The following is a 12,722-nucleotide window of genomic DNA, read 5'->3' on the forward strand; positions in this document are numbered from 1 at the left end:
GTAGCCAGCCTTCCTATGCGCCGAGCACGCGTTCGAAACCGGACGGGACGAGCACATCCGCCGGGGAGAGATCGGCCACCGACGAGTGCCCCAGGCCCAGCAGCGCCGAGTCGATGCCGCCCCGCAAGATGTCGAGGACGTTCTCGACTCCGGCCTGCCCGTTAGCCGCCAGTCCCCACAGGTATGCGCGGCCGATCATGACCGCCCGCGCGCCCAGCGCCACCGCCTTGACCACATCACTTCCCCGCCGAATGCCGCCGTCGAGCAGCACCTCGATGTCGTTGCCGACGGCCTTGGCCACGGCGGGCAGCGCCCGAATCGAGGCGGGCGTGCCATCCAGGTTGTTGCCGCCGTGGTTGGACACCGAGATTGCCGAAACGCCCGCGTCCACAGCACGTTTGGCATCGTCGAGGCGCATGACGCCCTTGAGCATGACCGGCCCGTCCCACTGCGAACACACCCAGGCCACGTCGTCCCAGCTCGGCGGCGGCGTCGCCATCCATTGGCCGTACGCGCCGAAGAACGTCGGCGCCTGCTCGCCCGGTTCGACGAGGTTCGGGGCGGTGAGGTCGGGGATGCTGCGCGCCTTGGCGAACTGCGCGGCCCAGCGCGGGCGCGTGATGGCCTCGGGCGCGAACTGCACCATTGTGCGCAGGTTCATCCGCTCCGGGATCACCGGCGAACCCCAGTCACGGCCATGCGAGAACGACCAGTCGAGCGTGAGGATGATGCCCACGGCGCCAGCCGCGCGGGCCCGCTCGAGCCGCTTGGTGATGCTGTCCCGGTCGCCGAGCCAGTAGATCTGATAGAAGGTCTGCGGGTTGGCCGCGATCACCTCCTCTACCGGCTTGCTCGCAAACGAGCTCAGCCCCATCGCGACACCGCGTGCGGCCGCCGCCCGCGCCACCGCCACCTCACCGTCCGGGTGCACGGCCTGCACACCGGTCGGCGAGATCAGCACCGGCATCGAAATGTTTTGCCCCAGCACGGTTGTCGCGAGCTCGCGCTTGGCCGACAGGCCGGCGACGTGCGGCGCGAACCCCAGTTCGGCAAACGCGCCGGTGTTGTCATCGAGTGTGGTGCCGCGCTCCGAGCCGGCAATCAGCGCGCCGTAGACGGATTTGGGCAGTCGCTTCTTGGCGCGGCGCTGCGCCTCCGCCACAGATTCGAACCATGCATTCTTGGCCATACGATTACACCTGCTACTTCTGGAATTGCATTCCGGCAAGGGGATTCTCGTCGCAGGATCGCGACGGAGGTCGGGTGGTCAGGCGCAGCGCCACCGGCTGGTTGCGCCGCTTTCCGGTGCGGGAGTGGTCGACGTGCGACTGCGGGATCGTGCGGCCTTCGGCGGCCAGCGCCGATTCGCCGTAGCCCTGCACGCATTCGGGGTCCGGGCCGTCCATGGGCAGCCCGGTGAAGAACTTCGCCGCCATGCAACCGCCGCGGCAGGAGTCGTAGTGCTGACAACTGCGGCACGCGCCCCCGGTGGTCGGCTCACGCAGCTGCCGAAACAGTTCCGAAGTGCGCCAAACGTTTTGAAAGCCGCCGTCGGTCACGATATTGCCGGCCAAGAACTGCTCGTGGATCGCGAACGGGCAGGCGTAGACGTCGCCGACCGGGTCGATCAGGCACACCACCCGCCCGGCCCCGCACAGGTTCAGCCCGGGCAGCGCGTCGCCGTAGGCGGAGAGGTGGAAGAACGAGTCACCGGTCAGCACGCCGTCGCCGTGCGCGACGAGCCAGTCATAGAGTTCACGCTGCTGCGCCGCGGTTGGATGCAGCTCATCCCACACATCGGCGCCGCGGCCGCTCGGCCGCAGCCGGGTGATCCGCAACGTCGCGCCGTATTCGTCGGCGAGCGCTTTGAACTCATCGAGCTGGGAAACGTTGTGCCGGGTGACCACCACCGAAATCTTTGCGTCGCTAAAGCCTGCGGCAGCAAGGTTTTTCAGCGCCCGCACGGCCATGTCGAACGACCCGGGACCGCGCACGGCGTCGTTGACCTCGGCGGTCGCGCCGTCGAGGGAGATCTGCACGTCGACGTAGTCGCTCGCGGCCAGCCGCGCCGCTACCGGTTCGGTGATGCGGACACCATTGGTGGAGAACTTGACTCCCACATGATGCTCGGTGGCGTAGTCGACCAGCTCCCAGAAATCCGGTCGAACCGTCGGCTCACCACCGCCGATGTTGACGTAGAAGACCTGCATGCGCTCGAGTTCGTCGATGATGCCCTTGCACTGTGCCGTGGTCAGCTCGCCCGGATCGCGGCGTCCTGACGACGACAGGCAGTGCACGCAGGCCAGATTGCAGGCGTAGGTCAGTTCCCAGGTGAGACAGATCGGCGCATCGAGGCCGCGCTCGAACTGGTCCACCAAGCGCACCGGGGCAATTGTGCTAGTCAAGGCTTCACTCTCCAACACGCATGAGCATGTGCGAATCCGCAAGGGTGGCAAGTGCCTTCGCGTATTGCGCCGCACCTGCAGCGGTCACTCCCGCAGCCTCGACGGCGGCGGCGGCCGTCGGATACTGCGGAAGGGACTCGACGATCTTGACGATGGTCGGGTTCTTCAGAAACGACAGCTTGCGGGTGCCGAAGTGATACAGCAAGGCGCCGAATGGTTCCGGCCGCAGCGCCACCTTCGGGTGCAGCCGCCACCGCGCTTCGAGGTCGAACCCGTCCATCGTCATGGCAGTCATCTCGGGCTCAGTACACGCCGCACATGCCGTCGATGGAGACCTCTTCGACAAGGGTCTCTTCGACAAGTTCGTCGGCGGTGGTGTCGATTTCACGGATCTGATCGGCCATGGCGTCCTCCTAAGGTTTTGTGACGTGGTTCACCACATTAATGGCATCGAGTGCATAAAAGCAACACCTAACTGCGTAGTCTTGTCGGCTCCGACCTCGCTCCGCTCCTCGCGCTTCGCGCTGCGATGCTCACTCGGCCTCGCCTCTAGGCTTGTGCTCATGTCACGCAGCACCGGCGCCAAGCTCGGCCGGCGCCCGGCCACCACGAAGGACCAGATCAGCCAAGTCGGCATCGAACTCTTCGACCTGCACGGCTTCGACGCCACCAGCGTCGACGACATCGCAGATGCCGCCGGGATCGCCCGCCGCACCTTTTTCCGGTACTTCCCGTCGAAGAGCGCCGTGCCGTGGGGTGACTTCGACGTTCATCTCGGGGACATGCGCCGCCAATTAGCGTCGTTGCCCGACGATGTTTCACTGGCCGACGGCCTGACCGTCGCGCTGCTCGACTTCAACAACGTCCCGGCCGACCAGGCGGGGCTGCACCGAAAGCGGATGCGGGTCATTCTCACCACGCCGTCATTGCAGGCCTATTCACTGGTGATGTACGAGGGTTGGCGCGATGTCGTCGCCGAATACGTCGCGGCGCGCACCGGCACCAGCCCCCGCGATCATGTGCCCCGAACGACCGGCTGGTTACTGCTCGGGGTGGCCATGTCGGCATACGAGCAATGGCTTGCCGATTCCGCGGAGTCGTTACCGGATTTATTGCGTCGCGGGGCATCTGCGCTCAGCGGCGGCTTAGCCGCGCTGATGCAATAAGGGGTGAGAATTTCGACAGATTCGGTCATTGGGCGAATGCGGTTTACACTGCAGAAAAGGGGAATCTTTTTCGATAGCCGCACCAAAGCATGGAGTCAGACGTCTAATGAGCGAGCCGACTGCAGTCCCGCGCCGGGGTACCGCCGGGAATGCAGCGACTGGCGGGACGCTTTCCGAATCCGAAATCGTCGAGGCGGCGCTGCGCGTGGTCCGTCATGACGGCGTCGAGAAATTGTCGATGCGACGACTCTCCCGCGAGCTCGGGGTTTCGCCGATGGCCCCGTACTATTACGTTTCGGACAAATCCGAACTTCTCGATCTTGTCGCCTCCGCCGCGCTGGCTGGAATAACAATCCCCGGCGCCGATTCGGGTACCTGGCAGGTGCGGTTGCGCGACCTGATCGGCCAGATCGACGAAAAGCTGCGCAAGCATCCAGGCCTCGGCGATCTCTTGATCGAGCAGATGCTGCGCAAGCATCTCGAGCTGATCGCGGGTCTCATGCATATCCTGGCCGATGCGGGCTTCAACGACCGCAACGTGCTTTCCGCCTACGCGACCGTGCACACCTTCCTGTTCGGGCGCGGCCGGGTGGGCCGCACCCGCGGTGGCCAGAACCAGTCGATGCCCGACCTGCTGCAGCGGGCCAGCGAGTACCTCCCCGATCTCACCGGCAAGTACTTCTATGAATTCGGACTCAATACGGTGATCGACGGCCTCGAGGCGCAGCTTGTCCGGCAGCGCGCCGAGCAGTAGTATTTCTAGAACACGTTCTAATTTTGTTAGGGGAAGTCTGCGATGAACACCGTTGACGTGCCGCACGGCTCTCGTTCGGCCGTGCTCACCGTCGCCGAAGTGGTCACCGAGACCGCCGACACCAACTCGCTGGTATTCGACGTCCCAGCCGACCTCAGCGAGAAGTTCGCCTACAAGCCGGGCCAGTTTCTCACGCTGCGGGTGCCCAGCGACCTCACCGGGTCCGTCGCCCGCTGCTATTCGCTGGCCAGTTCACCGCACACCGACGACCGGCCGAAGGTCACCGTCAAACGCACGGCCGACGGCTACGGCTCGAACTGGATCTGCGACAACGTCAAGGCCGGCGACCAACTCGAGGTGTTGCCGCCGTCGGGTGTCTTCACGCCGAAGAACCTCGATGACGATCTGCTGCTCTTCGGCGCCGGCAGTGGCATCACGCCCATCATTTCGATAGTGAAATCTGCCCTCGCACAAGGCAGTGGCAAGGTCGTGCTCATCTACGCCAACCGCGATGCGAACTCGGTGATCTTCGCTGAGGAACTGCGGGCCTTGGCCGGCAAGCATCCCGATCGGCTCACCGTGGTGCACTGGCTCGAGACTCTCCAGGGTCTGCCCACCGCCGGACATCTCGCCGTGCTCGCCGCGCCGTACACCGAGTACCACGCCTACATGTGCGGCCCCGCGGCATTCATGGACGCGGTACACGACGCGCTCGCCGCCATGGGGGTGCCACGGTCCCGGGTGCACGCCGAGGCCTTCAACTCGCTGGCCGGTGATCCGTTCATCGACTCCGCGCCGCTCGAACTGTCGGCCGACGATGAAGCCGATGCTGCCACCGTCGAGGTGGAACTCGACGGCGAGGTGCACAACCTGCAGTGGCCGCGCAAGCAGACCCTCGTCGACATCATGCTCGCCAAAGGCATCGACGTGCCGTACTCCTGCCAGGAAGGCGAATGCGGTTCGTGCGCATGCACGGTGCTCGAGGGCGCCGTCGAAATGGACAACAGCGAAATTCTCGATCCGGAAGACATCGCCGACGGGTATATCCTGGGCTGTCAGGCACACCCGGTGACCGACCACCTGAAGATTCAGTTCTGAATTACTCCGCGAAGGTGGCCCACGCGCGAGCGACCACCTCACCGCTGCGGTTGACGCCGAGCACGCTTACGTCGACGCGCGACTCGCCGTCTTGGCGGTATCGCTGCTGGACCGTGCCGGTGCACACGAGTTCTTCGCCGGGCGCTAGCTCGCGCCAGATGCGGGTGCGGAAGCGGCGCACCGACTCCGCGCCGAGCCAGTCGGTGGCATAGGCGGCGAGCCGGCTGGCGGCGCGCATACCGACCGCTGAGTCGACACCCTTACGCCAGGTTTCGGCGACCAATCTGCCTGAGGGGTCGAAGAATTCGTTGACCGTCTCGGTCGCGGTCACCAGCGACACCGCGGTCAGCCGATCACCGGCGTGCGGCGGCGGTCCGGCGAACCAGAAGTTCTGCTCGACGGGGCTGGTCAGTACACCCTCGAACTCGGCTGACCCGTACGGTACCTGCGCCGCAAGGAATGTCGGTGGCACCACTGGGTTCTCGGTGTCCCAATAGGCCGCGTCGTGGGCCTGCGTGGCATCGGCGAACTCGCGGATCCGCTCGGGGTCCACGTACACATCGAAAGAGTGCCGATCCAATGTTGCGGTGTTCATAGCGCAGTGACGGTAGTACCGCCCCTGGTGGCACGACTTCCGCGTTCCCGCTGATTGGGAGCGGTGAGGCACTTATCGCCAAACCTGTCCACTGACCGGGAAGCGGGCCACCCATCGGTTATCGGCGGACGCACCATCGACCGCATCACGCAACTTCGCCTGCAGACATGGAGGTCTTCGATGCCGGCTCAGCACAACGGTGCTCTTGCAGAGGAATTCAGGCAGATCGAGGCCGCGGCAGCGCCGACACGGTTCGCCCGCGGCTGGCACTGCCTCGGTCTGTTGCGCTCGTTCCAGGACGGCGAGCCGCACGAGATCAAAGCGTTCGGCACCACCCTCGTGGTGTTCCAATCCGAGACCGACGGCAAAATCCACGTGCTCGATGCCTATTGCCGGCACATGGGCGGCAATCTCGCCAAGGGCACCATCAAGGGTGACTCGATCGCCTGCCCGTTCCACGACTGGCGCTGGGGCGGCAACGGCAAGTGCACGGGTATCCCCTACGCCCGTCGGGTGCCGCCGCTGGCAAAGACGCGGTCGTGGCCCACGCTGGAGCGCAACGGTCAACTGTTCGTCTGGCACGATCCGCAGGGCAGCAAGCCCACTGACGAGGTGACGATCCCGCAGATCGAGGGCTTCGGCAGCCCGGAGTGGACCGACTGGACCTGGAATTCGCTGCTGGTCGAGGGGTCGCACTGCCGGGAGATCGTCGACAACGTGGTCGACATGGCGCACTTCTTCTACGTGCACTACGCCTTCCCGCGGTATTTCAAGAACGTCTTCGAGGGCCACGTCGCCACCCAGTACATGCGCTCCACCCCGCGGCACGACATCGAAGTGGGCACCAACTACGACGACCCGAACTCCAGGCTGCGTTCGGACGCTTCGTATTTCGGACCGTCGTACATGATCGACTGGCTGTGGAGCGAGGCCCAGGGCATGACGATCGAGACGGTGCTGATCAACTGCCACTACCCGGTGACAGCCAACTCGTTCGTGCTGCAGTACGGCGCCATGGTCAAAAAGCCGCAGGGAATGTCGGATGAGGCCGCAGCCGCAATGGCGGCGCAGTTCGCCCAGGGCGTCGAGGTGGGCTTCGAGCAGGACATCGAGATCTGGAAGAACAAGGCGCCCATCGACAATCCGCTGCTGTCCGAGGAGGACGGCCCGGTGTACCAGCTGCGCCGCTGGTACAAGCAGTTCTACGTCGACGTCGAAGACGTCACCGAGGACATGACCAAGCGCTTCGAATTCGAGATCGACACCGAGCGCGCCGTGCAGAGCTGGGAGGCCGAGGTGGCCGACAACCTCGCCAGCGGTCGAGTCCTGCAGACCAACGCCTGACCTTTCGAGACCAAGGAAATCCAATGCCTAACAAACCAATCGACAACATCATGGCGATTGCCGACCAGTTGCGCGATCAGTCACCGGAGGCCGAGCGCATCGGCCAACTGCCGGACGAGACGGCAAAGAAGCTCAAGGCGGCCGGCCCGATTCGGTTGCTGCAGCCGAAGAGCTACGGCGGGTTCGAGGCCCATCCACGGGAATTCGCTGAGACGGTGATGGCCGCGGCGTCGCTGGACCCGGCGACCGGCTGGATCTGCGGCATCGTGGGCGTGCACCCGTGGCAGCTGGCCTTTGCCGATCCGAAAGTGCAGGAAGAGGTATGGGGTGCCGACCACGACACCTGGATGGCCTCGCCCTACGCGCCGACCGGAATCGCCCGGCCGGTGGACGGCGGCTACATCTTCAACGGCCGTTGGCAATTCAGCTCCGGTACCGACCACTGCGACTGGATCTTCTTGGGCGCCATGCTCGGTGACGCCGACGGCAACATGGCGATGCCGCCGACCATGCTGCACATGATTCTGCCGCGCAAGGATTACCAGATCGTCGAAGACTCCTGGAACGTGGTGGGGCTCAAGGGCACCGGGTCCAAGGACATCATCGTGCGCGACGCCTTCGTGCCCAACTATCGGGTGATGAACGGCGACCACGTCATCGACGGCACTGCGCAAAAGGAGTATGGCGTCACCGAGACGCTGTACAAGATGCCGTGGTCGAACATGTTCCCGCTCGGCATCACCGCGGCCGTCATCGGGATCGCCGAGGGTGCCCTGGCCGCACACCTCGACTACCAACGCGACCGCGTTGGTGCGCAGGGCACCGCCATCAAGGACGACCCCTACGTGCTGTTCGCCATCGGCGAGGCCGCCGCGGACATCAATGCCGCCCGACAGGAACTACTGGCCAACGTCGACAAGATGTGGGGCATCGTCGAATCCGGCAACGAGGTGTCTTTTGCCGAGCGCGCCGCCGGCCGGCGTACCCAGATTCGCGCGGCCTGGCGGGCCGTGATGGCCGTGGACCAGATCTTCGCCCGTTCCGGCGGCAACGCACTGCGCATGGACAAGCCGTTGCAGCGGTTCTGGCGCGATGCCCACGCCGGCCTCAATCACGCCATCCACGTGCCCAGCACGGTCTACCACGCCTCCGCGCTGAGCTCGCTCGGAATTGAACCCGCGCAGCCGTTGCGCTCGATGATCTAGCTGGAAGGAATCGACAATGACCGACATCAAGAGCCTGGGCTATGTCAAAGTCCAGACCAACGACATGGACCGCTGGCGAACCTTCGCCTTCGACGTCCTCGGGTTTGCCAAGGGCTCGGGGCCCGATGAGAACGCGCTGTATCTGCGGATGGATGAGCGGGCCGCGCGCATTGTCGTCGTTCCCGGCGACACCGATGAGGTTGTGACGATCGGCTGGGAGGTGCGCGACCACGCCGCGCTGCTTCGCGTGCAGGAGCGGGTCGAGGCCGCAGGCATCGCCGTCAAACCGCTGTCTCTGGAAGAGGCCGACGCGCGACGCGTCGAGGAGGTGATCACCTTCCAAGATCCGACCGGTGCGACCCTCGAGGTGTTCCACGGTGCCGTGCTCGACCACAGCCCGGTGGTGACCCCGTTCGGCGCCAAGTTCGTCACGGGCCCGCAGGGCCTGGGCCACGTCGTGCTGCCGACCATGGACCCGGGCGGCGCATTCGACTTCTATACCGAGGTGCTCGGATTCCTCCCCCGCGGCGCCTTCCGCATCCCCGCACCGCCGGAGTTCGGCCCCATGCGGGTGCGCTTCATGGGTGTGAACGAGCGCCACCACAGCCTGGCGTTGTGCCCGGCGCCGCACGGCGGAGCCCCGGGACTGGTGCACATCATGGTCGAGGTGGACAGCCTCGACGCCGTCGGTCAGGCGCTGGACCGGGTGATCCGGGATGGTTTCTCGGTCTCTTCCACGCTGGGCCGGCACACCAACGACAAGATGGTGTCGTTCTATGTGCGCGCACCCGGCGGCTGGGACGTCGAATTCGGCACCGAAGGCATGCGGGTCGACGAAAAGTACTACACCGCAGAGGAAATCACCGCAGACAGCTACTGGGGCCACGACTGGTCCGGCAGTGAGCCGCTCGCGGCGATGTAGTTGGCCGAGTCTCCCCCGGGCTGCAGGAATGCTCGTTCACCTGCAGTCCGGGGTTTCCACGTTTCCGGGGTGAAAAAGTTTTGTGTGACAACAGCCACAGGACGTGCTATCAATAGATATATGCCTATTAGAAATACTCTGCTTAGGCACTAGCTCAGCATCGCACGGAGGCACCATGTCCACTCAGCTCGAAGCCTGCACCCCGAGCGCGGTCCTCGACCGGGTCTCGCTCGTCCTCGACGCCTTCGACGGCCCCGGCCGTCTCACCCTGGCCCAGATCGTCCGGCGCACGGGATTGCCCCGGTCCTCCGCCCACCGCATGCTCGAGCGACTCGTGCAACTGCGATGGCTGCGTCGCGAGGGACGCGACTATGAACTCGGCATGCGCCTGGTGGAGCTGGGTTCCCTTGCCGTCCACCAGGATCGGCTGCATCGAGCCGCCATGCCGTTCTTGCACGAGTTGCATCGCGCCACCGGCTTTGTGGTACACCTCGCGATCTTGGATGGCGCGGATGTGGTTTACCTGGAAAAGATCGGTGGCCGCCTCTCGGCAGCTGTCCCGACGCGCGTCGGCGGACGGCACCTGGCCCATTGCACCGCGGTAGGTCGGGCGATCTTGGCCTTTTCCGACGAACGTCGCGTTGCCGCTTTGGGCAATGCCGATTTGCTGAGCCGAAAGACCAAGTATTCGATCTCCACGCAGGCGCAGCTGCGCGCGGAACTCAATAAGGTTCGGGCGCATGGGATCGCGTTCGAGCGCGAGGAGTCGTTGCCCGGATTCGGTTGTGTCGCAGCACCGATCGGCAACATCGGCGAGGCGGTCGCGGCCGTGTCGGTGTGCGGACCTGTCGACCGGATGGCGTTCGATCATCGGCTGGCCGCGCCGGTTCGCATGACAGCACTGGGCATTTGGCGCAACATCGACGACGGACCGGTCAAGGTGCAGCCGACACTGCAGCAGGCAAGGCCGCTGCGCGCGTTGCAGTACGCCTGACTATGGCTCGATCCGGAAGAGTTCCGCGAATCGCCCGAGCAGCTTAAGGTTGCCTTTTTCGATGGTGACCACGCCTTGCGTCACGGCCTCGGCCGGGGTCAGGGTGCCTGCGATCAGGTGCCGAATGCCGGGGCCGGTGGCAAACCGCAGTTCAGCCTCACCGCTAGGCAGCGAGCCACCGACCGGCGGTGCCGGGGGCGCAATCTGGACCACGGTGAGCTCGCGGTCGCGGACCTGGCCCCGCAATTCGACTGGGCCCACCCGAATCTGGAAATCCAATGGCGCTGATGCAGATTCGGGCCTGAACGCCGTTCGCAGCGCCATCGTCAGCGAGTCTGCCGTGACAACGTCGTCGTCCTTGGGCTCGCCCATCGACCGGAATCCCCACCGGCCGAGGGCCAGCACGATCGGCTCGAGTTCCCGCCCGTAGTCGGTGAGTTCGTAGACGAGACCGCAGCGCGCCAGCGCGACGCGGCGGATCACCCCGCCCTCCTGCAACTCTTTCAGGCGTGCGGAGAGGATGTTGGTCGGAATCTTGGGCAGGCCCTGCTTCAGGTCGGTGTATCGACGCGGACCGACGAGCAGATCACGGATGATGAGCAACGCCCAGCGTTCCGTGACCAACTCCACGGCAGTAGTGACCCCGCAGTACTGCCCGTAGCTGCGCGCCGCCACTCAGGCCTGAGCCTGCGCGGCCGAGTATTCCGCCGGGCCTTGCTCCACGGCTTCCGGCGCCATCCACAGGAAGGCCACGATGTTGCCGTCGGGGTCCTCCAGATCACGGCTGTACATGAAACCGAGGTCCTGCGCCGGTCGCGGTTCGGAACCGCCGGCGGCCAGACCGGCCTCGGCCACCGCGTCGACTTCCTCGCGGGAGTCCCGGGAGAACGCGATCTGGACCTGTGCCGAGGTTGCCGGGTCGGCAATCTGCTTGTCGGTGAAGGTGGCGAAAAACTCGCGCTTGAGCACCATCAAATAGATGTTGTCATCCCACACCAGGCAGGTGGCGTTGTCGTCGGTGAACAGCGGATTGATGGTTGCGCCAAGGGCGGTGTAGAACGCGGTGCTGCGGGCGAGGTCGGCGGTTGCGTAGCTGACGAAGATGTTTGTGGACATGTGATGATGCTTGCAAAAAGCAAGTTCGCTTGTCAATAGCAAGTGCGCGGTATTATCGACCGGTTGCGTGAGATCTCCGAGAAGTTGCATTGAGGATCTGCGAAGTAGGCATTGGCGGCCGACGAAACCTCCGCTGCGACAGGCTCTTTCGTCACCCGAGCGGACTCATGCCAAATGCCCGGACGCGATCGCGGTTTCGCGGGCAATCACATTTGAGGCACCGCAAAGCGTTTCGCGGGCAATTTTTCGTTGGTGCCGCAAGGCGTGGCGCGATTTGGACATTTCGGGTAAACTCGAACACATGGGCGAATACGGGGGGATCCAGTGTCAGACCCCGGATCTGCGCGCGGCCACCCTGTATGCCGCACTCACCGACGCCGACCGCCTCGAGAACCAGGCCGCGGCCACCCGCGTGCTCGCCGCCAGCGACTGGGCCGAACACCTCACCACCGGGCCCCGCCCCCGCGGGCGCGACCGGGACTGGATGACCCGCTACGCCGCCAGCGAAGTCGCCGCCGCCCTGTCCTGCTCGGCACGCATCGCGCAAAACTACATCGGCATCGGCACCGCCCTGCGCTACCGACTGCCGCTGGTACGCGCCGCCTTCCAAGCCGGCGACATCGACTACCGCCGCGTCGAGGCCATCTGGCGCGCCACCACCAACACCCCCCAAAACCTCCTCACCGCCATCGAACCCCAGATCGTCTCCGCCGCCAGGACGCTGCCCCCGGGCAAACTCGGCACCGAAATCGAACGCCTCATCATCACCACCGACCCCGCCTTCGCCGCCGCCCGCCGCCGCTGCCACCACAGCGAACGCCACGTGAACCGTCACGGGTTTTCTGCCGCTCCTGTTTGAGTGCAGGAGGATGCAGTTATGGGCAAAATAATCGACCCCGCCGTGAAGGAACGCGCCTTGCGGTTGATCGCTGATCATCGTCAGGACTACCCGAACGACACCGCTATGTGTCAAGCCATCGGCAACAAGCTCGGCCTGGGCAAGGAAACCATCCGGCGATGGCTGGTCCAGGCCGACGTCAACGCCGGATCCCGCCCCGGAGTGAGCACCGACGCGCAGGCCGAGATCAAGGCGTTGAAGGCGGAGGTCCGTAAACTCCGCGAG

General features: G+C 65.0%; 15 protein-coding genes and 1 pseudogene. 9 read left to right on the top strand and 7 right to left on the bottom strand.

The annotated features are described in order from the left end of the window. Positions 1 to 13: 13 nt before the first annotated feature. From mftD to mftA, 4 genes are read right to left on the bottom strand one after another with little or no spacing between them, the layout of a single operon-like run. A complete protein-coding gene (mftD, locus tag FOS14_RS02055; RefSeq protein WP_143768573.1) occupies positions 14 to 1,189 on the bottom strand; it encodes a pre-mycofactocin synthase MftD in 1,176 nt (391 codons plus the stop codon). 13 nt (positions 1,190 to 1,202) lie between these two features. Next, complete coding sequence (mftC, locus tag FOS14_RS02060) at positions 1,203 to 2,423, bottom strand: mycofactocin radical SAM maturase (protein ID WP_143768574.1); 1,221 nt, start codon at positions 2,421 to 2,423, stop codon at positions 1,203 to 1,205. After that, on the bottom strand, positions 2,410 to 2,700 hold the full coding sequence (gene mftB, locus FOS14_RS02065; protein WP_143768575.1) for a mycofactocin biosynthesis chaperone MftB: 291 nt from the start codon (positions 2,698 to 2,700) through the stop codon (positions 2,410 to 2,412). The genes mftC and mftB overlap by 14 nt, the downstream gene beginning before the upstream one ends. 7 nt (positions 2,701 to 2,707) lie before the next feature. After that, complete coding sequence (gene mftA / locus FOS14_RS02070) at positions 2,708 to 2,809, bottom strand: mycofactocin precursor MftA (RefSeq protein ID WP_143768576.1); 102 nt, start codon at positions 2,807 to 2,809, stop codon at positions 2,708 to 2,710. A gap of 153 nt (positions 2,810 to 2,962) precedes the next feature. Between mftA and mftR the strand changes: the two genes are divergently transcribed. The 3 genes from mftR to FOS14_RS02085 all read left to right on the top strand — a co-directional run bounded on the left by mftR (position 2,963) and on the right by FOS14_RS02085 (position 5,423). Then, on the top strand, positions 2,963 to 3,571 hold the full coding sequence (gene mftR / locus FOS14_RS02075) for a mycofactocin system transcriptional regulator (protein ID WP_370512141.1): 609 nt from the start codon (positions 2,963 to 2,965) through the stop codon (positions 3,569 to 3,571). A 106-nt stretch (positions 3,572 to 3,677) separates the two neighbouring features. Next, on the top strand, positions 3,678 to 4,325 hold the full coding sequence (gene mftR2 / locus FOS14_RS02080) for a mycofactocin system transcriptional regulator MftR2 (RefSeq protein WP_143768578.1): 648 nt from the start codon (positions 3,678 to 3,680) through the stop codon (positions 4,323 to 4,325). Between the two features lie 42 nt (positions 4,326 to 4,367). Further along, a complete protein-coding gene (locus FOS14_RS02085; RefSeq protein WP_143768579.1) occupies positions 4,368 to 5,423 on the top strand; it encodes a ferredoxin--NADP reductase in 1,056 nt (351 codons plus the stop codon). Between the two features lies 1 nt (position 5,424). Here the strand turns inward: FOS14_RS02085 and FOS14_RS02090 are convergent, their stop codons facing one another. After that, the gene (locus tag FOS14_RS02090; RefSeq protein ID WP_143768580.1) at positions 5,425 to 6,018 is read right to left on the bottom strand and encodes a MaoC family dehydratase N-terminal domain-containing protein; all 594 of its coding nucleotides are present in this window, start codon (positions 6,016 to 6,018) and stop codon (positions 5,425 to 5,427) included. Positions 6,019 to 6,198: 180 nt separating this feature from the next. Between FOS14_RS02090 and FOS14_RS02095 the strand changes: the two genes are divergently transcribed. From FOS14_RS02095 to FOS14_RS02110, 4 genes are all read left to right on the top strand, one after another. Continuing rightward, positions 6,199 to 7,362 (top strand): Rieske 2Fe-2S domain-containing protein, encoded by a 1,164-nt coding sequence (locus FOS14_RS02095; protein ID WP_143768581.1) that lies wholly within the window; start codon positions 6,199 to 6,201, stop codon positions 7,360 to 7,362. A 23-nt stretch (positions 7,363 to 7,385) separates the two neighbouring features. After that, the gene (locus tag FOS14_RS02100; protein ID WP_143768582.1) at positions 7,386 to 8,567 is read left to right on the top strand and encodes an acyl-CoA dehydrogenase family protein; all 1,182 of its coding nucleotides are present in this window, start codon (positions 7,386 to 7,388) and stop codon (positions 8,565 to 8,567) included. A 16-nt stretch (positions 8,568 to 8,583) separates the two neighbouring features. Next, entirely contained in the window at positions 8,584 to 9,489 is a 906-nt protein-coding gene (bphC, locus tag FOS14_RS02105) for a biphenyl-2,3-diol 1,2-dioxygenase (protein ID WP_143768583.1), read from the top strand. A gap of 175 nt (positions 9,490 to 9,664) precedes the next feature. Further along, a complete protein-coding gene (locus tag FOS14_RS02110; RefSeq protein ID WP_143768584.1) occupies positions 9,665 to 10,483 on the top strand; it encodes an IclR family transcriptional regulator in 819 nt (272 codons plus the stop codon). Here the strand turns inward: FOS14_RS02110 and FOS14_RS02115 are convergent, their stop codons facing one another. Both FOS14_RS02115 and FOS14_RS02120 read right to left on the bottom strand, forming a co-directional pair. Further along, positions 10,484 to 11,158 (bottom strand): helix-turn-helix domain-containing protein, encoded by a 675-nt coding sequence (locus FOS14_RS02115; protein ID WP_143768585.1) that lies wholly within the window; start codon positions 11,156 to 11,158, stop codon positions 10,484 to 10,486. Beyond that, positions 11,159 to 11,599, bottom strand: coding sequence for a VOC family protein (locus FOS14_RS02120; protein WP_143768586.1), 441 nt, complete (start codon positions 11,597 to 11,599; stop codon positions 11,159 to 11,161). A gap of 301 nt (positions 11,600 to 11,900) precedes the next feature. On the opposite strand from FOS14_RS02120, the gene FOS14_RS02125 reads away from it, so the two are divergent. Next, positions 11,901 to 12,458 carry a DUF222 domain-containing protein gene (locus FOS14_RS02125; protein ID WP_143768587.1) on the top strand — a complete coding sequence of 186 codons (558 nt, stop codon included), beginning with the start codon at positions 11,901 to 11,903 and terminating at the stop codon, positions 12,456 to 12,458. 18 nt (positions 12,459 to 12,476) lie between these two features. After that, positions 12,477 to 12,722 (top strand): annotated as a pseudogene (locus FOS14_RS02130) (IS3 family transposase); the annotation flags it as partial.

Source organism: Skermania sp. ID1734, assembly GCF_007489285.1.
GTDB lineage: Bacteria > Actinomycetota > Actinomycetes > Mycobacteriales > Mycobacteriaceae > ID1734.